Annotated in this window: 17 protein-coding genes; 11 read left to right on the top strand and 6 right to left on the bottom strand. The window is 64.7% G+C overall.

Annotation, left to right across the window (positions count from 1 at the left end):
* Positions 1-86: 86 nt before the first annotated feature.
* Complete coding sequence (locus tag FB389_RS08910; RefSeq protein ID WP_142112869.1) at positions 87-1,814, bottom strand: putative PEP-binding protein; 1,728 nt, start codon at positions 1,812-1,814, stop codon at positions 87-89.
* A 12-nt stretch (positions 1,815-1,826) separates the two neighbouring features.
* On the bottom strand, positions 1,827-2,951 hold the full coding sequence (locus FB389_RS08905) for a GuaB3 family IMP dehydrogenase-related protein (protein ID WP_142112867.1): 1,125 nt from the start codon (positions 2,949-2,951) through the stop codon (positions 1,827-1,829).
* 114 nt (positions 2,952-3,065) lie between these two features.
* Between FB389_RS08905 and FB389_RS08900 the strand changes: the two genes are divergently transcribed.
* The 3 genes from FB389_RS08900 (at position 3,066) to FB389_RS08890 (ending at position 5,891) form a co-directional block, all read left to right on the top strand.
* Positions 3,066-3,770 carry an exonuclease domain-containing protein gene (locus FB389_RS08900; protein ID WP_246043598.1) on the top strand — a complete coding sequence of 235 codons (705 nt, stop codon included), beginning with the start codon at positions 3,066-3,068 and terminating at the stop codon, positions 3,768-3,770.
* 290 nt (positions 3,771-4,060) lie between these two features.
* On the top strand, positions 4,061-5,602 hold the full coding sequence (locus FB389_RS08895; protein ID WP_142112863.1) for a UDP-N-acetylglucosamine 1-carboxyvinyltransferase: 1,542 nt from the start codon (positions 4,061-4,063) through the stop codon (positions 5,600-5,602).
* A 4-nt stretch (positions 5,603-5,606) separates the two neighbouring features.
* Positions 5,607-5,891 (top strand): hypothetical protein, encoded by a 285-nt coding sequence (locus FB389_RS08890; RefSeq protein ID WP_142112861.1) that lies wholly within the window; start codon positions 5,607-5,609, stop codon positions 5,889-5,891.
* Here the strand turns inward: FB389_RS08890 and FB389_RS08885 are convergent.
* The 3 genes from FB389_RS08885 to FB389_RS08875 are packed head-to-tail and all read right to left on the bottom strand — an operon-like array spanning position 5,842 to position 9,445.
* A complete protein-coding gene (locus tag FB389_RS08885; RefSeq protein WP_246043597.1) occupies positions 5,842-6,795 on the bottom strand; it encodes a pseudouridine synthase in 954 nt (317 codons plus the stop codon). The two genes, FB389_RS08890 and FB389_RS08885, sit on opposite strands and share 50 nt — an antisense overlap.
* Positions 6,792-8,306 (bottom strand): IMP dehydrogenase, encoded by a 1,515-nt coding sequence (gene guaB / locus FB389_RS08880; protein WP_142112860.1) that lies wholly within the window; start codon positions 8,304-8,306, stop codon positions 6,792-6,794. The genes FB389_RS08885 and guaB overlap by 4 nt, the downstream gene beginning before the upstream one ends.
* A 53-nt stretch (positions 8,307-8,359) precedes the next feature.
* Positions 8,360-9,445, bottom strand: a complete 1,086-nt coding sequence (locus FB389_RS08875; RefSeq protein WP_142112858.1) for a MerR family transcriptional regulator — start codon at positions 9,443-9,445, stop codon at positions 8,360-8,362.
* Between the two features lie 294 nt (positions 9,446-9,739).
* On the opposite strand from FB389_RS08875, the gene FB389_RS08870 reads away from it, so the two are divergent.
* A complete protein-coding gene (locus FB389_RS08870) occupies positions 9,740-10,048 on the top strand; it encodes a WhiB family transcriptional regulator (protein WP_142112856.1) in 309 nt (102 codons plus the stop codon).
* 93 nt (positions 10,049-10,141) lie between these two features.
* On the opposite strand, the gene groES is transcribed toward FB389_RS08870, so the two are convergent.
* On the bottom strand, positions 10,142-10,435 hold the full coding sequence (gene groES / locus FB389_RS08865; protein ID WP_142112854.1) for a co-chaperone GroES: 294 nt from the start codon (positions 10,433-10,435) through the stop codon (positions 10,142-10,144).
* A gap of 17 nt (positions 10,436-10,452) precedes the next feature.
* Between groES and FB389_RS10870 the strand changes: the two genes are divergently transcribed.
* The 7 genes from FB389_RS10870 (at position 10,453) to FB389_RS08835 (ending at position 21,899) form a co-directional block, all read left to right on the top strand.
* On the top strand, positions 10,453-10,584 hold the full coding sequence (locus FB389_RS10870) for a hypothetical protein (protein WP_281282035.1): 132 nt from the start codon (positions 10,453-10,455) through the stop codon (positions 10,582-10,584).
* A 202-nt stretch (positions 10,585-10,786) separates the two neighbouring features.
* Positions 10,787-11,548, top strand: coding sequence for an HAD hydrolase-like protein (locus tag FB389_RS08860; protein ID WP_142112853.1), 762 nt, complete (start codon positions 10,787-10,789; stop codon positions 11,546-11,548).
* Complete coding sequence (locus tag FB389_RS08855; RefSeq protein ID WP_142112851.1) at positions 11,538-12,806, top strand: THUMP-like domain-containing protein; 1,269 nt, start codon at positions 11,538-11,540, stop codon at positions 12,804-12,806. The genes FB389_RS08860 and FB389_RS08855 overlap by 11 nt, the downstream gene beginning before the upstream one ends.
* Positions 12,803-13,939 (top strand): glutamate--cysteine ligase, encoded by a 1,137-nt coding sequence (locus tag FB389_RS08850; protein WP_142112849.1) that lies wholly within the window; start codon positions 12,803-12,805, stop codon positions 13,937-13,939. The genes FB389_RS08855 and FB389_RS08850 overlap by 4 nt, the downstream gene beginning before the upstream one ends.
* 299 nt (positions 13,940-14,238) lie before the next feature.
* The gene (locus FB389_RS08845) at positions 14,239-15,252 is read left to right on the top strand and encodes a hypothetical protein (protein ID WP_142112847.1); all 1,014 of its coding nucleotides are present in this window, start codon (positions 14,239-14,241) and stop codon (positions 15,250-15,252) included.
* A gap of 130 nt (positions 15,253-15,382) precedes the next feature.
* Positions 15,383-18,610, top strand: a complete 3,228-nt coding sequence (locus tag FB389_RS10865; RefSeq protein ID WP_211344983.1) for a glycosyl hydrolase — start codon at positions 15,383-15,385, stop codon at positions 18,608-18,610.
* 28 nt (positions 18,611-18,638) lie between these two features.
* Positions 18,639-21,899 carry a glycosyl hydrolase gene (locus tag FB389_RS08835; protein WP_142112843.1) on the top strand — a complete coding sequence of 1,087 codons (3,261 nt, stop codon included), beginning with the start codon at positions 18,639-18,641 and terminating at the stop codon, positions 21,897-21,899.
* Positions 21,900-21,914 lie beyond the last annotated feature (15 nt).

Genomic DNA, 21,914 nt, shown 5'->3' with positions numbered 1-21,914 from the left:
GTAGCGGCAATAATCACCGCATCCCCCTCGCGTGTGGCGGGTTCCCCGAATTAGGGAACCCGCCACACGCGTTCGTTGGGCAGTGCCTACAGCTCCAGGTCGGCCCGCACCTGCGGATCGACCAGTTCCAACGCGGCACGTTTCGCGCTCGACGGGCTCGATTCGGCCAACGCCGCGCGCGCGATGGCGCGTGTTTCCTTCGCTGAATGGTGCCGGATCGCGTGCCGAACCGCGCTGACGGCCCCGGGGGCCATCGACAGCGAGGTAACCCCCAACCCAACCAGCACGAGGGCGAGCGCCGGATCCGCTGCCGCCTCACCGCACACGGCAACGGGCTTGGAGTGTTCTTTACCGGCGCGCGCCGCCATCGACACCAGGTCCAGGACGGCCGGCTGCCAGGGGTCGAGCAACCGGCTCAGCTCGCCGAGCGTCCGGTCCGCCGCCATCGTGTACTGCGCCAGGTCGTTGGTTCCAACCGAAATGAAGTCGACGTGCTCCAGGATCTTGCTCGCGCGCAGCGCGGCGGACGGAATCTCCACCATCGCGCCCACCTGCGCAATTCCGAACTCGCGCGCCCTCTTGGCGAATTCAGCCGCCTCGCGTGGTGTCGAAATCATGGGCGCCATCACGCGCACGGCCACGCCCGTGTTGTCCTGCGCGGCCGCGATCGCGCGCAACTGCGAATCGAGTATCTGCGGGTACCTCACGTCCAGCCTGAACCCACGCAGCCCCAACGCCTCGAACGCGGTGGCGGGATCCATCCCCTGCCCGAGCAGGAATTCCAGGGGGCGATCCGCCCCGCCATCGACGGTGCGAATCGTCACCGGGCGCCCGCCCAGCGAACGCAGCACGCGTTCGTATATCACCCGCTGCTCGTCGACACCGGGCGGTGTGGCGCGCTCCAAGAAAACTGCCTCAGTGCGGTACAACCCGACGCCCTGCACCGAGGAATCCGCGAGCCGCGCGGCGTCGGCCATCGAGGCGATATTCGCTTCCAACGCGACCGCCACGCCGTCGCGCGTGACGCCGGGACCGCGCTCATTATCGAGCGCCCGTATCGAGGATCGGCGGCGTTCGAGACGGTCGCGGTCGGTGTCGGTTGGGTCAAGAGTCACCGTCCCCGTCGCAGTGTCCACCGCGACGACGACCCCATCAGCCAGCTCTGTTACGCCAGTCGCCTGCACAATGCACGGCACATCAATTTGGCCCGCGAGGATCGCGGCATGGCTGGTTGGGCCTCCCAATTCGGTGACGATGGCGAGCACAAGGTCCTTATTCAAGGACGAGATATCCGTGGTCGATAGCTCCCTGGCAACCAGCACGGTAGGTTCCACCAATTCGGGCACGCCCGGTTGCGGCAGACCGAGTATTTCTGCGACCACGCAGTCGCGCACTTTTCGCAGTTCGACATCGTGCACCGCCGTGGGCTCGCCGGACGCCGCAAGGTAGCTGGCGAATCCGGCGATGACGGTATCGATGGCGGCGACCGCGGGATCGCCGTCCGCGATGCGGGCCAGAACTTCTGCTTGCAGGGCCCGATCCTCGGCCAGCACCGCGGCGGATTCGAAGGCCAATCTCGCGTTTTCGGTGGCGCGCCCCGCCCGCTCGTGCAGCCGCCTGGTGACGACGGCGAATGCGTCGGACACCAGGTTGCGTAGCGCCCACTTCCCAGCGGGAATGCCCTCGACGAGCACGGGCGTGTCCGGGGCGACCCGCGGAACCCCGCGCACCTGCACGACAGGACCGACCGCGCCCGCGCGGCCAACTCCCACACCGCGCCAGATGCGGGGCCCCAAATCCGTTGAATCCCTCATCGTGACCGTTGGCTACGCCGGCAGATACGGCGAGACAACGACTTCCACGCGCTGGAATTCCTTGACGTCGGAGTAACCCGTCGTCGCCATTGCCCTGCGCAAGGCGCCGACGATATTCATCGTTCCGTCGGCACGCGAGGACGGACCGAAGAGTATTTCTTCCAGCGACCCGACCGTTCCGACGTGCACTCGCTCGCCGCGCGGCAGCTGGCCGTGGTGCGCCTCTGGCCCCCAGTGCCAGCCGGCGCCCGGGGCCTCGGTGGCGCGGGCGAGCCCCGCCCCGATCATGACTGCGTCCGCGCCGCAAGCAATGGCCTTGACCATGTCCCCCGAACGGGAAACCGCGCCGTCGGCGATGACATGGACATACCGCCCGCCGGACTCGTCCAAATAATCGCGCCGAGCCGCGGCAACATCCGCCACTGCCGATGCCATGGGGGCGTGGATGCCGAGCGATACGCGCGTGGTGTGCGCCGCTCCCCCGCCAAATCCAACCAGAACACCCGCGGCGCCGGTGCGCATGAGGTGCAGGGCCGCGGTGTAGGTTGCGGCGCCCCCAACAATGACGGGCACATCGAGCTCATAAATGAAGCGCTTGAGGTTCAGTGGTTCCGCGTTGCCCGATACGTGTTCCGCCGAGACCGTGGTACCGCGAATGACGAAGAGATCGACGCCGGCATCCACAACGGTCTTGTAGAACTGCTGCGTCCTGGCGGGGGTCAGTGCGCCCGCCACCGTCACGCCCGCCTCACGGATTTCATGCAACCGCTGAGTTATGAGGTCGGCGTCGATGGGCGCCTCGTATAGTTCCTGCATCCGCGCGGTAGCGGCGGTTGCAGGCAGTTGTGCGATTTCGGCGAGTTGATCCGTGGGATCTTCGTAGCGTGTCCACAGGCCCTCAAGATCCAGCACTCCCAGGCCGCCGAGCCGGCCAAATTGGACCGCGGTGGCCGGTGACATCACCGAATCCATCGGTGCCGCAATAATTGGGGTATCGAAGTGGTACGCGTCTATCTGCCAACCGGTGGACACGTCCCGCGGGTCACGTGTGCGCCGCGATGGCACCACCGCCACATCATCGAAGGAATATGCGCGCCGACCGCGCTTGCCGCGTCCAATCTCAACTTCATTGCTCACTGGTTCAGCCTACCCGCTACGCTCGCATTGGTGCGATTGCGATGCGTGTCAGTGGGGCGTGGCACCCTTAACTCCATCAAAGCGAGTCGGAACCAACCAGTAATGAGGCGAACAGTGAACGCATGGATTGAGGCCCCGGTGGCGGCCTTTGACACCGAAACCACGGGCGTCGATGTTGTGGCTGATCGAATCGTGACCGCATCGATCGTGACGGCCGTGCCGGGCACCGTTCCCATATCCACGCAGGAGTGGCTGATCGACCCGGGCGTCCCCATTCCCGCCGGTGCCGCCGCGATTCACGGCGTGACAACGGAATACGCCCAGGCCAATGGGATGGACGCGGCCCAGGGAATCGATGCGGTGGCGGGGACGCTGGCCGGCGGGATTGCGGCCGGCGTGCCGATCGTCGTATTCAATGCGGCGTACGACCTGCCGTTGCTCGCCGCCGAGATCGATCGATACAACCTCCCCTCAATCCAAGAACGCACTGGCGGGATTTCCCCGCTAGTCATTGATCCACTGGTGCTTGACCGCGCCGTCGATCGATACCGCCGGGGCAAGCGCACCCTCGAAACGCTCTGCGAGGTCTACGACGTCGATGTGCCCGATGCCTTGCACAACTCCACCACTGATTCCGCGATGACCCTCTTGGTGCTGGCGGCAATGTTCAAACGGCATAGGGCGGCGCTAGACATGCCGCTACAGCAGCTTCAAGACTTCCAACGCACCGCGCACGCGGCCTGGGCTAAGAACTTCAACCAGTGGCGCGAGCGCCAGGGGTACTCCGGCCAGGGACCAAGCGAGGAGTGGCTGCCCTAGGGCGCCAAGGCCGCAGGGCCCCGCAAGGATCTCCATCGGCGACGCATCTGCGCGACCTGCCATGCGGAGGCTTTCCGAAGTCGCGGCGGTCGCTGCGGCGCTTGCACTGCCGCGCCGCGTGGTTTGCCGCGGGTTTACGCGTTTGGCGTTTTGTCCGGGGCGTTCTAGCCACGCGAAGCACCTCCCCATATCTCACACATGATGTTCCACATCGTGAATGTTTGGTGAGTTGGCGCACAGCGCCGCCGCATCGCCCGCATTTACCTCATGAGGGGTATATCGTGGTTGCTATGACTGCTGTTGAAACCACTGCGAACGACCTCGTCCAAGTCGGTTCCCTGGTGCGCGCCGCGCGCCAACATCGTGGCCTGACGCAATCTCAACTCGCCGACAAGCTCGGGACCAGTCAAAGCGCGGTCGCACGCATCGAGCAGGGCTCGCAGAACGTCACCCTTGAAATGCTGTCGCGGATCTCCAGCGCCCTCGACTCGGAACTGATCAGCTTCGGGCCGTCCAAGCATCAGCATCTGCGAGTTTTCGGAGGGGAGCAACTCAGCGGCACGATATCGGTGAACTCGTCCAAGAATGCCGCGGTCGCGCTGCTGTGCGCGTCGCTGCTCAACCGCGGCACGACGACGCTACGCAACGTCGCGCGCATCGTTGAGGTCGAGCGAATCATCGCGGTTCTGCGATCGATCGGCGCCAGCGTCGAGTGGTCAGAAGACGAACGCGACGTGACCATCAAGGTCCCCGACGACCTCGACATGTCCACAATCGACGCAGATGCGGCCCGGCGGACCCGGTCAGTCATCATGTTCTTTGGACCGCTCCTTGCCCGTTTGGACGAGTTTGAACTCCCCTACGCCGGCGGCTGCGACCTGGGGACCCGCACAATCGAACCGCACCTCATCGCGTTGCGACCGTTCGGACTCGAGGTGACGGCCACGTCCGGGAGCTACCACGCCGTCGCGCATCCCGTCACTCAACGCGATCTGCAGATCATCTTGACCGAACGCGGTGACACGGTCACCGAAAACGCGATCATGGCCGCCGCCCGCCATGATGGGGTCACGGTCATTCGCAACGCCAGCCCGAACTACATGGTCCAGGACCTGTGCTTCTACCTCGAGCTCTTGGGTGTTGGCATCGAAGGCATAGGCACCACGACGCTGCGGATCACTGGAAAGCCGTCATTCAACGAGGATGTTGAGTACGTGGTTTCGGAAGACCCCGTGGAGGCGATGAGCCTACTCACGGCAGGAATAGTCACAAACTCCGAGATCACGGTGACGCGCGTGCCGATCGAGTTCATGGAAATCGAACTCGCGACGCTCGCCGAAATGCACCTGAAGTACACCCTGACCCCGGAATACCTGTCGCACAACGGGCGAACGCGGCTGGTCGACGTCACCGTCTACCCCAGCGAATTGGTTGCCCCGCACGACAAGATCCACCCCATGCCCTTCCCAGGGCTGAACATCGACAACCTGCCATTCTTCGTCGTGATCGCGGCATGCGCGACCGGCAACACTCTCATCCACGACTGGGTATACGAGAACCGCGCCATCCACCTCACCGATCTGACCCGACTCGGTGCCGATGTGCGGCTGCTGGACGCTCACCGGCTCGATGTCACCGGCCCCACCCACTGGGTCGGTTCCGAGGTAGTGTGCCCCCCGGCGCTGCGCCCCGCCGTCGTCATCCTGCTAGCGATGCTGGCCGCGCGCGGCGAATCGGTGTTGCGGAACGTGGACATCATTGCCCGCGGCTACGAACAGCTCGCCCAACGCCTGGAAGAGCTTGGTGCCCGCATCGAAACGTTTAGGGACTGAATTGATGGACGACCAGCAGGTAGGCGCGGCCGCACCACTGGCGCCGACGGAGCGGACCGACTACGCCGCCGCGGACTCCCGCCGCCTCAAGATCATCCTGGCAGGCGAGGCGGCCATGCTGGTGGCGGCGGTGCTAGTCGTGTTCGTTCTCAAGATCGTCACGGGAACCGGCGCGATAGCGATCTTCGCCGCGATTGTGACCATAAACGCGCTCATCATGACCTGGCACGTCCGCGTCATCACCAATCGGGGGCAGCACCAGGCGCGGCAAGCTCCCGGCGGGAAGTAAAGGTCCGCAGTTCGCCGCTCAGCGGATCAACAAACTGCAAACTGCGCGACAACAGCCGCAGCGGGTTTGTGAAGTCCCCCTCCGCGCGCCGCGTCAGGTGCGGGTAGTAATCGTCGCCCAAAATCGGGGCCCCCACCTGCATCATGTGCAAACGCAACTGGTGGGTCTTGCCGGTATGTGGCGTCAGGCGGTACCTGCCCCATCGCACGCCGTTCCACTGGCCGGCCTCGCCCACCAACTCGATCAACGATTCGGCGTTCGGCTCACCGGGGACCTCGGCGGCCGTAACGACCCCATCGACCTTGTGGATGCGCGAGCGAACAACGGTCGGCGACGCGAGTTCCGCGCGGTACGGCGCGATCGCCTCGTAGGTCTTGACCACGTCGCGGCGCTGAAACGCCATCTGGTAGGGGCCGCGCAGCTCCCGGCGAGTGGTCAACAACAGCACCCCCGCCGTCGCCAGATCCAGCCGGTGCGCCGGCGATAGCTCGTCCAGGCCGGTGCGCGCCCGCAGGCGCGCCAGGACCGTCTCGCGAACGTGAGAGCCGCGCGGCGTCGTGGCCAGAAAATGCGGCTTATCCACGACCATCAGGTCGTCGTCGCGATGCAGGATTTCGGCTTCGAACGGGACGGGGATCTCGTCCCTGGGCGGGTCGCGATAGAGGAACACCAGCGATCCCACCGTGGCCGGGGAACCGGAGTGCAGCGGGCGTCCCAGCTCGTCTACGACCTCGCCGGCGGCGATCTTTTGCCGCAGCCCGGCCTCGTCCCACGGGAATCGCCCGATCAGGTACTCCGCGATGGTTGACCACGGGCCCGCCGCGATCTGCAACCGGACGGGACCCAGCCCATCGCGCACGGGAAGCGGCGCACCCCTGCGGCGCGCCGCTCGGTGCCGCCTCACTTCCCGGAATAGTTCGGGGCTTCGACCGTCATCTGAATGTCGTGCGGGTGCGATTCCTTGAGCCCCGCGGCCGTAATGCGAACGAACTTCCCACGGTTTTGCAGTTCGTCAATCGTCCTGGAACCCACGTAGAACATCGATTGGTGCAGCCCGCCGATGAGCTGGTAGACCACTGCCGAAAGGGGGCCGCGGTAGGGGACCTGCCCCTCGATCCCCTCGGGAACGATCTTGTCGTCGGAATTCACGTCCGCCTGAAAATAGCGGTCCTTCGAATAGGAAACCTTGCCGCGAGACGCCATTGCGCCCAACGATCCCATGCCGCGGTAGTGCTTGAACTGCTTGCCGTTGACAAAGACCAGCTCACCGGGAGACTCCGCACATCCGGCCAGAAGCGAACCGAGCATGACGGAATCGGCGCCCGCCACCAGGGCCTTCGCGATGTCGCCGGAATACTGCAACCCGCCATCGCCGATCACGGGCACCCCCGCGGGTTTGCACGCCAGCGACGCCTCGTAAATGGCGGTCACCTGCGGGACGCCAACGCCGGCAACAATGCGGGTCGTGCATATCGAACCCGGCCCTACCCCGACCTTGACCGCATCGGCGCCCGCGTCGACCAACGCCTGCGCTCCGGCGCGCGTCGCGACGTTGCCCCCGATGATCTGCACGTGCTTCATCGCCGGGTCGCGTTTCAGCTTGGCGATCATTTCGAGCATGAGCCGGGCGTGTCCGTTAGCCGTGTCGACGACCAAGACGTCAACGCCCGCATCCGCCAGCATGGTCGCGCGTTCATACGCATCCCCGAAGAACCCCACCGCGGCACCCACGACCAGGCGGCCCTCCGCGTCCTTAGTCGCGTGCGGGTACTGCTCCGACTTCACGAAGTCCTTGACGGTGATCAAGCCGCCCAGGCGGCCGTTAGCGTCGATCAGGGGCAGCTTCTCGATCTTGTGCTTGGCGAGGAGCGAGGCGGCCTCGTCCCTCGAAATCCCGACGGGCGCGGTGACCAGCGGCATCGGCGTCATGGCGTCGCGGACCTTGAGCTGCGTGAACTGGTCCGCCGCGACGAAGCGCAGGTCGCGATTGGTGATGATGCCCACCAACATTCCGTCGTGATCGACCACCGGCAGGCCCGAAACTCGGTACTGGCCGCACAGCGCGTCCAACTCCGCAAGGGTTGCGTCCGGCGAGACGGTGACCGGGTCCGAAACCATGCCCGACTCGGACCGTTTGACCAGATCCACCTGCCGCGCCTGCGCGTCGATCGACAGGTTGCGGTGAATGATCCCGATTCCTCCCTGGCGAGCCATCGCAATTGCCATGCGCGACTCGGTCACGGTGTCCATGGCGGCCGACGCAAGGGGGATTCTCAGGGTAATTTCCCGAGTGAGACGCGATGACGTGTCAACCTCGGAAGGAATAACGTCCGTTTCGCCCGGAAGGAGCAAAACATCGTCGTAAGTGAGTCCAAGAAAGCCGAACGGATCGTGCGCGGGGGCGGAATTGGTCATGGCAGAATCCTACGATGTTCCCGCACCCATAAGGGCACCCACCTGCGGTGCCACTACTGGGATGTGACGGCAAGCACCTCGTGGACCATGCCGGTGAACGACCGGATACGTTGGATCGTTGGGGCAAGCGGCATGTCTGCGGGGACCCCGGCACCCTTGACGCCCACGAATATCGGCAGTTCCGGATTGCCCTCGTTGAGTGCCCGCACCAAGCCGGCGTCGGGTTGGTCCGATTCCGTCAGCACGACGGCGCTACGCGGCCGCACCATTGCCACGATTTCGGCGGCGCGATGCGCCGATGCGGGCCCCGTCACGACCCTCGCAGTCACCCCGCGCGCCAGGAGCGTGGCCGCGAACACGTGGGCAGCGAGCGACACCACGCAGCTAGGAGCGACGAAAACCAACACCAGGTTCCTATTGCGACTGGGGTGCCCCGCAGCAACACCCCGGCGCGACGCTTCGGCGTCCAGTGCCTCCACAAAGCGCCCCAGGGCCGCCATGGACTCGCTCAACAGCAGTAGTTCCGGCGCCTCGCCCGGACGCGCAAGTACCGTGCGTTCCGATAGCTGCGTGACGGCGGGTTGCACAATATCGAGCCACCAATCAAGGGGATCCGCGGAGGATTGGATGGTCAATAAGTCGGCGGTGTGTTGCTGCTTGCCCGCCAGCACAGCCTCGATGACGGACTGCGCGGTCACCAATCCGCGGTTGGGTGCTGTGGGTAGGTGAAAGATTGAGGCACCCGGCGATTCGTGCGCGCTGCGCGCGGGGTCCGCGCCGGGGGCCATCCCGACCGGAGCGGACGTCGACAGTGACTTCAGTTCCTCTTCCAGGTCCTTGACGCTGGAACCGTCGACTTGCGCGGCGAGCGCGGCCCGTGCCGCGTCTTGCGGAGCCACGCCTTCGAGGGCCAGCTTGCGCATGATCACGAGCCGAGCAAAGTCATCCACGTTGTAGCGGCGATGCGACCCCGCGGCGTGAGTCGACGGGCCAAGGCCGTAGCGCCTGTCCCAGGTCCGCAGCGTGCCCGGCGCGACGCCGAGCTTTTTCGCGACCGCGGCGACCGTCCAGCCCGGCGGCGCGGGAGTTCCCCCCTGCGCCGGGGAATCACCAAGCGACGGCTGCGGAATTTTGGGCATAGACCAATTTTGCCCGCGACCGCGTCGCACCGCCAACGCGCGAGCGGGTGAATCGTTTCACGATCGGTTCGCGACGGCTACCCGCGGCCGCAATCCGAGGCAGGTTTTGCGCCCTTAGTGTTCGCCACCTCCCGAACGACAACGCTTCGCGGGCGCATTTTCCATTGCAATTTCAACGCCGATGGGTCAATTTGAGACACCGGGCTTGAATGCCTGCCGAACCGGTTGGTAAGTTGTTCACAGGTTGCTCAACGAAGTGCATCCGGAAATGTAACCGCAACGGAGGGAACGACCATGACCGAAGTTTCACGCCTACCCGGCCCCGTGCTGGACCTGTGGGAATGGCAGTACAAGGGTTCATGCCGTGACATCGACGACACCGTTTTCTTCCACCCCGAAGGCGAACGGGGCGCGGCGCGGCGCCGCCGTGCGGAAGCAGCCAAAGCGATTTGCGCGCAGTGCCCCGTGCTCCAGCAGTGCCGCGACCACTCGTTGCGGGTGCGCGAGCCCTACGGCGTGTGGGGAGGATTAAGCGAGGACGAGCGCTCCGCCATCCTTGCCGAACAAGACCGCAAGGGACGCCGGTCCGTGCGGGCGGTCTAACCACCCCTGGGCCTTGCAAACTGGCAGCGAACGCAAAAGCGGCGGGGGTGCACACCACATGGTGTGCACCCCCGCCGCTTCTTCAGCTAAGAATTAGCCAATGACCGCGAGCACGTCGCGAGCCGAGAGAATGAGGTATTCCTCGCCGGCGTACTTGACCTCGGTGCCGCCGTACTTGGAGTAGATGACCTTGTCGCCAACGGCAACATCGACCGGGACCCGGTTACCCTTGTCGTCAACACGACCGGGGCCGACTGCCAGGACTTCGCCTTCCTGCGGCTTTTCCTTGGCGGTGTCCGGCAGAACCAGGCCGGACGGCGTGGTGACCTCTGCCTCGAGGGTCTTGACGAGGATGCGGTCCTCGAGAGGCTTGATGGAGACCGACACTGCGGACCTCCCCTTTCGTGAGTTGGAATTCACTGACCATGCAGGACCACATTCCGCTAGCTTCACGTCGTCGCGGTGCCGTGCAGCTCGCTGTGGTCCCCGTCATCGCGGTGCGCAAGCGCGCCTCGATGACCTACCTCTTAGGTTAGAGCGCGGTTAGCACTCGGTCAAGGCGAGTGCTAAACATCTCACTGTGGGCGAACGCGCAGCGCGGCCCTGCCGCCCCCTTCCCGCTTGCCGGTCAGGGTTGAACCGGCCGCCAGTGCTCCCCGCGCCCAATCATTGACCGCGCTCGGCGCCCTGCGGCAACCCGGGATGCGCCACTCGGGCCCAGCGTGAAAGACTTCACCGATGACCCCTCCCCTGCGCGACCCACGGCCCGCTCGCAGCGCCCCCGGCGACCTGATACTTCTCGACTTCGATGGCACGCTTGCGGATTCGGCCCCGGGGATCCTTTCCAGCTTGCGCGCCGCATTCGCAGTTGCACACGTTGATGAACCTGACGAGGCCACCCTCGCGACCTTTCTAGGGCCACCGATAGCGCATTCGCTCGCCCGAATCGGCTTGCACGGCGGCACCGCACAAGCAATCATCGCGGCGTACCGCGAGCACTACCGCGACGTCGGCATGGCCGATACGACGGTATTCCCTGGGATCCCCGACGCGTTGCGCACACTGGCGACGGGCTCACCGGGCAGCCGCCTGGCCGTGGCGACATCGAAGCCGGAATGGTACGCCCAGCGGATCGCGGCGGCCGTGGGCCTCGAACCCCTATTGGACGCCATCTATGGCGCCTCACTCGACGGGACTCGCATCACGAAGGCGGATGTGATCGCCCGGGCGCTCGATCATGAACCCCGAGCGGTCCGAACGATCATGGTCGGCGACCGCGAACACGACGTGACGGGGGCACGGGCACACGGCATCGAAACCGTCGGGGTCCTGTGGGGCTACGGCAGCGCCGACGAACTACGGGCAGCGGGTGCCTGCGCGCTGGCTAACGCCCCGGCCGAGCTTCCGGACGCGGTTGGGCGCGCCCTGGACCACCGGATCGGGCAGTCGGGCGCGGGTACCGCGGCGCGCGAAGCGAGGGAGTCTGCTAATGGAGCTTGAGACAGCAACTGCGCTCACTCGGCCGGCCACCTTGCAGATCGTTGAAGACATGCAATCCTGGCCGACCACGGACCCACTGCGGATCGCGGACCGCCTGGGCAAGCTCGGCCTAGCGCCGGACCTGGTTGCCGCTCTCCAGACCCAGCGCTCCTTGCGCGCGAGCCTGCGCCCCAAGATCGGGGACCTTGCCTCCGACTTCCTCGGCACGACCGCGGGCGCGGAGCAGGCCACCCGGTGGCCAATCGCGCAGTTGCGAGCCCAGCAGATGCGGGCAATGGGGGCGCACAGCGTCGCCGATCTTTGTTGCGGGCTGGGGGTTGACGCGCTCGCGCTTGCAGGCACCGGAATGCGCGTTACCGCTTATGAATTGGACGAGGCCACCGCCCACCTGGCCAGCCACAACCTTCGGCGAACCGGCGCGACGGTGATCACCGGTGACGGGTTGCGCGCCGACCTAGCGGGGGCGGACGCCATCTTTGCCGACCCGGCGCGCCGCACGTCGGGCGGCAACCGCATCCACGATCCGCGCGAATACTCGCCATCCTTGGATGCAGTGTGGGCCCTGCGCCGCCAGGTGCAAATCATGGCCGTCAAGGTCGCCCCAGCGATCAGGCACTCGTCCATACCCGCCGACGCCAGACCCCAGTGGACCTCGCTCGACGGCGACCTGGTCGAAACGTGCCTGTGGTGGGAAGCCGCTGGCGCATCCCATCACGACTCCGTGCCGCGCCACACCGCAACCATCGCCGCCACGTCCCCGCGCGGCGATGCGAACGGCACTGCCGCGGCCGTGCACATCGCCGGGATCCCCGATGGCAGCTACGGCGCCCCCACGGTGGGCCTGGCCACCGACCCCGACGCCCCCGGGGCGTACATCGCCGAGCCCGATGCGGCGATAATTCGTTCCCATCTGGTGGGGACGTGGCTCGCGCAGGCGGCGGCCTCGTCGGAAATTCCCCGACCCGCCCTGGTGGCACCCGGGATCGCCTATGTGGCAAGCGTCGCCCCATTGCCCTTGGCCAAGAACTACCGGATCCTCGAAACGCTACCGTTTCACATCAAGAAACTCGGTGGATATCTGCGCGCGCGCGGCGTAGGTTCGGTGACAATTAAGAAACGCGGCGTCGAGGTGACGCCGGAGCTTGTGCGCAAACAATTACGACTGCGCGGAGACGATCACGCGACACTCATCGTCACTCGCGTCGCCGGGCACCATCGCGCATTGGTTGTCGAGCCTGTCGAAGGGAACCACCCGTGAGCGCCATACCCTTTGCTTCATCGCCGCGATCTTCCGTCGGGGTCGAATGGGAATTGGCGCTGGTGGACCAGGATTCCGGCGACTTGCGGCAGGTCGCGCCGATCGTGCTCGACCGCATTAGCCCCGACGGCTCCCAACATCCCAATGTCCGCCAGGAGCTTTTGCTCAACACGATCGAAATCGTTTCCAACGCGCGCCAAACAGTCGGGCAGGCCGGGGAGGATTTGCGGCGCAACGCCGAACTGGTCCAAGAAATACTCGACCCGATGCGGGTGGAATTCATGTCCGCCGGCACGCACCCCTTTGCCCGGTGGGATCAGCAAAAGGTGTCCGACAAGGATCGTTACGCCACGCTGATCGACCGCACGCAGTGGTGGGGCCGGCAGATGTTGATCTACGGGGTTCATGTCCATGTGGGAATCGAGGATCGTGACAAGGTTATGCCGATTGCGCGCGGCATGCTGCCCTACTTCGCGCACCTGCAATCTCTTGCCGCGTCGTCGCCATTTTGGGGCGGGCAGGACACCGGTTACGCGTCGAATCGCGCCTTGCTGTTCCAGCAGCTGCCGACCGCGGGCCTTGGGTATCAGCTCGAAACCTGGTCCGATTTGGAAAACTACGTCGCAGACATGCTCCACACCGGCGTCATCGATCACTTTGATGAAATCCGTTGGGACATTCGCCCCTCGCCCCGCTTCGGGACCCTGGAAATGCGCATTTGCGATGGCATATCCAACCTCGGCGAGCTCCTTGCGGTGGCCGCGCTCACACACTGCTTGGTCGAATACCTTTCCGAACAGTTAGACCGGGGCCGCGATTTGCCGACGCTTCCACCGTGGTTTGCTCAGGAGAACAAGTGGCGCTCGGCGCGGTACGGAATGGATGCCATCATCATCACAAATCGGGCGGGCGACGAAGAACTAATCACGGATTCGCTACGCTCCCTTCTGCGCGATTTGGAGCCCGTGGCCGACCGGCTGGGTTGCGCCGCCGAGTTGGCTGGCGTGCATCGCATCATCGAGGCGGGTGCCAGCTACCAGCGCCAGCGCGTCGTTGCGCGCGAGAGCGAGGGCAGGCTCGATGCGGTGGTTCTGTCGCTGGTTCGCGAGTTTCGCGCCCAGACCTTCGGGTGACGGCCACAATTCCGGCCGTATTTGCCTAGTTTTTCGCAAAAACGTCAACCGGGTGACGGGCGGGTGATTCACGTCCGGATTCGGAGCCTATTCGCCCGATGATTCCAACGCATTTGGCACCACCCGCCGACACATCTGCACTGTGACGTGCATTAAATTGGCGGCTTTCGGAGCGCCATTCACGAACTTCGCTACTACGGTTCGATGCGTAAATACTTCGTCATTCACGCCAATAAGGACCCTGAGGCGCAGCAAATGGACACAAACCCGCACCCGAACGCCGCCTACAGCCGCGCGACATGTTTTTCTCCACGACGGACAAAAAGGGAATTATCGAAACGGTCAATTCCATGTTTGTTCGCTTGTCCGCGTATCCCGAAGCCGAACTAGTCGGACACGCTCACAACATCCTGCGAAACCCGGACATGCCGGCGGGCCTGTTCTACCTCATGTGGCAGCGCCTGAAGGCAGAGCAGCCGATGGTCGCCTACGTCAAGAACCTTGCCAAGGACGGCTACTTTTACTGGACGCTTGCGACCATAACCGCCCTGCCCGAGGCTCCCGCACGCTTGATCGCCCGCAACCGGCAGGTCAAAGCCGACCTGGGCATCCTCATCGGCCGCCTGGACGACTACTCCCGCCTCACCGATGAGTTCGCCCAGGCGCAGCAGACCTCCGACGTCCTCAATGGCGCAATCACGCAGGCCGCAAACGCATCCGCAGTCGTATCCCAGGCCTCCCCGGTGCTGGGCAAGGCAGGCAAGGCGGCGGTCGCGCTTTCTCGAGACATGGTTGACGCCATGCAGCGCCTGACGCTCTCGCTCGAAATCGCGCGCGAGCTGACCATGGATCTGCGCATGCAGATCACGATCGCCGCGCTGCAGATCGACATGATCTCGTCCTTTATCGTCGAATCCGCGACGGGAGGCTCTTCCGTCCACACCGACCAGCAGATAGAAATGCTCACATCGGAGCTGCGCCGCGCGGTCGAATCGGTCGATGCCACGCTGAGCGCAACAAATTCGGGTCTGATCGGCATCCGTGAGGACATCGCGACTCTCGACGAATCGTTTACTGAGTTTCACCGGATGCTCATGACCTGGCGGCAGCTGGTCGTCCGCTTCCAGTTGTCCGGCGAGCTGCGCGACATGCTGCCGCCGATCGACGCGCAGCTCAACGAGGGGCGGACTCGTATGAATAGCCTCAATGCGCTGGGCGAACTGGCGAGCGCGCTCGCCGAGCCGATCGACACAACCACACTCCGCGCGAGCGTTGGCGCGCTGGTTGGCGAATTGACCCACGTCGCGGGCTAATTGCCGTTCCGGTTCGGGACTCTGGGCATAATGCCCGCATCCGTCGTAGTGTTAACGGGTGCGGGCATTTGTGCGCGCACATTCATTGACAACGCTGTCAACGCAGTGCGAGCCCGAAAGCTGGTCACCCGTGCACCCATCGCCAGGACAATCCGGACACTTTGCAAGCTGGGGATCAAGGACGAGCGCCGCCATCGCCGCCGCCGCCCTTGTGGTCGGGGCATTAGTCGCCGCTGCGCCCGCCGCGAGCGCCGCGAGCGCCGCGAGCGTCGTAAAACCCGACGCGCAGGGGCAGGGGGCCTACGTCAACGGTAAGGTCGGCGCCGAGCCGGGCGAGCTGAGCGAGTACTGCACATCCGCGCCAAAGCAGGCGTACCAGCGCAACGGGTCCAACGGGTCCTCGCAGCCCGCCCTGATCGCGTCGTCAGCAGCGAACAAGCCCGTGCCGACGAACGACTGGTGGAGCTCGCTGGTCTTCCGGCATTGGCATTTGGAGGCCACGTGGACCGGATGCGATCTGGGGCAGCCGCTCTATGCGCAGCCGGCGGCCTACAGCTGGCACAACCGCGGGCTCGGCATGACGTACACCAACAAGGTGAGCAGCGCGGTGAATTTTGGCGGCCTCACCAACTTCACCGGTCAGGGTTACCAGTACATGAGTCCCGCCTGGGACGGGCACGATCTCTATGCGGGGGTCGCCGGCAGCGCTTCCAACAAGTTCCAGGAATTCAACGGCTCCACCCTGCAGGTCGAGGACTGGACCGACTGGACGGTGCAGACCTCCCTGACCGGCGGCAGCCAGCAAATTAGGTCGATCATCGGGCACGGCCTGCCGATCGCCTGGTTCCAGGCTGTGGGCGGCGCGGCGCGGATACAGACCACCGGTTCTACGCAGGCATCCGGCACCGGGACCGACACGCTGACGCTTGCGGTCAACGGGCGCACCTATGTGGCCTGGGCGCCCTACGGCTCCACCTGGCAAGGCTCCGGGTCGAACGTGTTCGCCGCCGAATCGGGGTGGTACGCGATCGCGATCGTCCCCGATGGCGCCTCCGCCTCGCAAGTCGCCACCGGGTGGAAGCAGTACGCCTACTCCCCCGTGACCGGGACCCGGGTCGACTACACCTACGACCAGGCTGCCGGGACGCTGAAAGCCCATTATGGCGTCACGGTTAGCCGCAAGGCGGGCAACGGGTCAACCGATTCGACCGTCATGGCGTTGTACCCCCACCAGGAGCAATACCGATCGGACGGCACGGTCAGCTCGAACCCGCAGACGTACACGTCCGCGCGCGGCGCCATGACGGTACTTACCGGCACAGGCTTCACCACAAGCACACCGTTCTACGGGGTCCTGACCGAGATGCCCGGCGTCACCACGCTTCCCGGCGGCGCCGACCACGATCAGCTGATGCGCTACCTCGACATGACGGAGGACAATCCCACCAATGCCGGCGCCAATGAGGACCGCTACGGCAATGCTTCTTACTGGACGGGCAAGGGCTTGGGGCGGGCCGCCCGCGTTGCCGAGGTTGCCGACCAGGCTGGCGATACCGTGGCCCGCTCCAAGGCGCTGGCGAAAATCAAGTCGACGCTCACCGAGTGGTTCACGCCGTCCTCCGGATCAGACAGCGACAAGGTGTTCGCCTACTCAAGCGCGTACGGCACGCTCCTGGCATACCCGGCGGGCCCCGGAGGCACGGATCAATACGGGACGCTGACTCGGATGAACGACCACCACTTCCACTACGCCTATTTCATCGAGGCAGCAGCAACGCTCGCGCGCTTCGACCCCGCATGGGCAAAGCAGTACGGCGCGATGGTGGACCTGCTGATTCGCGACGTGGCTTCCTCCGACAGGAACGATTCGATGTTCCCGTACCTGCGGACGTTCGACATCTACGCCGGGCATTCCTGGGCGTCCGGCGATGGCGGGTTCTCCACGGGAGTCAACCAGGAATCGAGCGCCGAAGCCATGAATCTGGCGCAGGCCATGGTTTTGTGGGGCGAGGTCACCGGGAAGCAGTCGATACGCGATACCGGCATCTACCTCTATACGACGGAAGCCGCAGCTATTTCGCGCTACTGGTTCAATTCCGGTGGGGACTTCCCGCCCGGCACCTACTCCAAGAACTACGCGTCGATGGTGTGGTCTTCCGGGGCCCAGTATTCGCTGTGGTTCCCAGATAAGGGCGCGGAAACGTTCTACGGGATCAACATGCTGCCCGTCACGGGCGGCTCCCTGTACTTGGGCTATAACCGCCAGGTTGCGGCGCGCACGTGGAACGAATATCAAGGCCAGCAGGCAAACCCCAAATACTGGCACGACATCATGTATTCCTACCGCGCCCTATCCGATCCCGCGGATGCGCTGTCGAAATTCAAGGCGGCGGACGGCAACGGCACGTTCGGCGAGGACACCGGCGGATCGCACGCGCACAGTTTCAACTGGATCGCGGGGCTGAACGCGCTCGGTGCGGTCGATACCTCCGTCGTCGCCAACTATCCCCTCGCTGCCACGTTCACGAAGAACGGCAACCACAATTACGTGGTCACGAACGCCTCCAGCCAGGCGATCACGGTGACGTTCACGAACGTCTCGACCGGCGCTGTCGTGGCGACGGTCACAGCGCCCGCGGGTACGTCGGCCACGTCGGTGGCCGGCGCCGCTCCCAAGATCACCGGCGCGGCAACCGGCGGCGCGGGAATCTCGATCCCCGCGCCGCCCATCGATCCGAGCGACCCCACCGACCCGGGCACGCCCACCGACCCCACCGACCCCACCGACCCCACCGACCCCACCGACCCCACCGACCCCACCGACCCCACCGACCCCACCGACCCCACCGACCCCACCGACCCGGGCGGAGACACCGGCGGGGGCACGACGGATCCCGGAGACACCGGCGGCGGCACAACCACACCCGGCGGCGGCACAACCACACCCGGCGACGGCACAACCACGAACCCGGGGTCGGACCAGGGAACGATCACGATCAAGGTTCCGGCCGGGCAGGTCAAGACGACCAAGACGGCAAGATCCGTGCGGCTCAAGAAGGCAAAGATCGTGAAGGGTCAGCGATCGAAAAGAACGATTCGCGTGAAGAAGGCCGCCCGGATCAAGATCGTGCTCGCGGGCACGCGCGGCGTTCCCCTCACCGGCAAGATCCAACTCAAAGTGGGCAAGAAGATCATCGGTAAGGCGAAGCTGAAGCGATCCAAGAATGTTGCGATCGCGACGGTTTCCATCAAGAAAGCAAAGAACAAATACCGCGGCAAGATCACCGTACGATTCGCCGGGTCGAAAGCGTATGCGCCTGCGTCTTTGGCAACCGGCCTACGCGCCGTAGCCAAGTAGCTGCCAATACACCAACGAAGGGACAAACGTGAACGGCACCAAACGCACCATTTCCCGCGTTGTTGCGATGGCCGCAGCGGCCGCAACCTGTCTCGCAACGGCGGGACTGTCGTTAGCACCCGCGGCAAGCGCCGGGATCGTCAATGCGGGCAATGGCTCATACACCACCGAGAATGTCGGACAGGTGCCGGGCGCGGCCTGCAACCAGGACAACCTGCGCGCGTATCTTTCCACCGACGCCCCGAATAAGCCCGTGCCGACCAACGACTGGTGGACATCGCTGGTGTTCAAATTCTCGGATGCCTCCGGAACCCAAAAGTGCTCGCAAAACCACGCCCTTAGCGCCCTGCCGGTCCAATACTCAATCGAGGACGGATACCTATCGAGCCAGTATGACGGCGACTCGGACATCCCCGGCGTGCATATCGCCTACAGCCCCCTAACCACCGTTGCGAGCGTGACGGGTAAAGGCGCCAACGACCAAAGCTTCCACCAGTACATGTCCAAGGGAATGGTCGTGGCGCAAGTCGAAGGGATGACTGCGGCCTCGTCCTTCTCAACTAACAACCCGGCTATCACGGTCACTGACTGGTCCGACTGGACCGTATCAACGCGCCTGCGCGACCCCAACGGCAAAACCCTCGACGCAACCATAGGCGAGGGCATGCCGCTGTCCTGGTACCAGGCTTCTGGCGGCAATGCGCGACTCCGCATAAACACGTGGTCAAGCGAGATGACCTACGTCACAGGCGGAAACACAACCGCGGACCCGTCGGGGGCCAGCTTGGTCGTGTTCGCCCGCACCTCGACCGCGGGAAATACCAATCCCAATGGCTATTATTACGCCGCATACGCGCCCCCCGGCGCGACCTGGACACGCACCTTCGGCGACTGGGGAGGATGGCAAAACCTCACCGCCACCTCCGGTGGCTACTTCGCCGTCGCAGCCCTGCCGATCGAATCGACAGGCTCCGCGCAGGACGCGTGGAATCTCGCCCGGCAGTATCAGCCCTACGCGTATTCCCCCGTCACGAACACCCGCGCCGACTACTCCTACGACGATTCGCTCGGCACCGTGACAACGACGTACTCAGCGACCGCGCAGCCGATCGCGAACGCGCCGACCGGGTCGCTTCCGGGAACCGTGATGGCGCTGCTTCCGCATCAGTGGCGCAAGTACGCGGGGACGGCGGACTCGTCCTTCAATATCTCCCAAGCCCCCACCTACTCCTCACCGCGCGGACCCATGAAAACCCTCATCGGGATTACCAGCTTCACCACCCGGGACACGTTTAGCGGCGTGCTCACCGAGGTTCCGGGGGTTGCAACCGCAGTGGCCGGATCGAATGAACGCAATCGGTTGAACAGCGAGCTTGACTCCTACCTGGCGGGAACGAGCCTGGCGCACGCGCTGCGGGACAACGACACTCCCACCTATGGCGTGGGCAAAGCCCTGGGGCGTACCGCGCGAATCGTGGAGGTTGCCGACCAGCTGGGGCGCACCGATGTGCGCGACAAGGCGCTTGCCGATATTCGCGAAACACTCACGGACTGGTTTACTGCGGCCCCGGGAAAGAACAGCCAGGTACTGCGATACACCGATAAATGGAAGTCCTTGATCGGTTACCCGACGGACTTTTATGCAGACACCGAGCTGAATGACCACCACTTCCACTATGGCTACTACGTGGTCGCGGCGGCCGTCCTGGCGCGGTTCGACCCGACCTGGGTTTCGCAATACGGCGAGATGGTCGAGATGATGATCAGGGACGTCAATTCGCCCTCGCGCACGGACTCGATGTTCCCCTACCTGCGCTACTTCGACGTGTATGCGGGCCACGACTACGCGGCCGGGCCGGGAGCCTACGACGCCGGCAACAACCAAGAGTCGTCATCGGAGGCGATGAACTTCACCTACGGCATGATGATGTGGGGACAGGTCACCGGCAACAAGAGTTACCGTGACGCCGGGGTGTACATGTACACAACCCAGGCCGCCGCCATCAACGAATACTGGTTCAACGACTCGGGGACCGCACTACCAAAGGGCTACAACGACCAGATCGTCCCGGTTGTGTGGACCAACGGCGGCACCGGCGGGCTGTTCTTCGGCAACGGCCAGCGCGCGTACAAATACGGGATCAACACCCTGCCGGTCACGGGCGGGTTCCTGTACCTCACCACGTCCTCGGTGTCGCGCAATTACGCGGCACTCCAAGCGGCCCCGCGATTGAGCGGCGAAAACCTGAACGAATGGGCGGATATTCACCTCTCGGCGCTCGCACTGGCGGATGGCGCCACCGCGCTCAGCAGACTCGACTCCCTTGGCGCGTATTCCAACGGAGCGACCGGGAGCGTGTACACCAACGAATCCGGATCTACACGCGCGCATACCTATCACTGGATCGCTAACCTGACCCGGCTCGGAACTGTTGACCGGACGGTGACCGCAAACTATCCGTTCGCGACCGCGTTCACGAAGAATGATGCACGGACCTACGTCGTATCGAATACGTCCTCGCGGGAAATCACCGTGACGTTCTCTGATTGCACTGCGGTCGTCGTCGCAGCCGGGCGGACCGGAGTCTTTGGAGCGGCGGCAGGCGGGTTGTCGGCGGGGTTGGGGTCCGCTGCCGGTGGCACGGGGCTTGCGGTGGGGTCTATTAGGGACGAGTGCCGCGCCCCCTCCACGCCCGGAGGCGATGGAGATGGCAGTGGGAGCGGGACAGGTGGAGGCGGCGACACCGGTGGAAGCACCGGCGGCGGCAGTGGGACCGGCGGAAACACCGGCAGCACCGGCGGAAACACCGGGGGCACCGGCGGCAGTGGGACCGGCGGCAGCACCAGCGGCGGAAACACCGGCGGCGGCAACGAGGCAGGCTCCGGAGGCGCTACCTCCGCTAACGAAAGCGGTAAAGGCGCTGGAGATAGCTCCACAGCCAAGTCACGGAAGGCGGTGAAACAGCGCGCGCGGATCTCGTCCGTGAAAATCGTCAAAGGCAAGGCCGGAAAATCGAAGCGGTTGCGCAAAGCGATTCGTAAGCGGCACTCGGCGAAAATCCGGGTGCGCGTCACCTCCAAGGCGGTTCGCGACCTGCGGGGCACAGTCGTGCTCACCGTCAAGGGGCACCGAATCGGCAAAGCGAAGGTGAAGCGGTACGGCAAGCGCTGGCAAGCCACCGTCAAGGTGAAGGCGGCGAAGAACCGCTGGCGCGGCGTGGTCAAGGTCCGATACGCGATGCGAACAGGTGCCGCGACCGCCACCAAAACGAGCGTCAAGGTCATGTGACGTGGCGCGCCGTTT

Source organism: Rarobacter incanus (assembly GCF_006715765.1).
GTDB classification, from domain to species: Bacteria; Actinomycetota; Actinomycetes; order Actinomycetales; family Cellulomonadaceae; genus Rarobacter; species Rarobacter incanus.
This window is presented reverse-complemented; position numbering and strand designations above follow the sequence as displayed.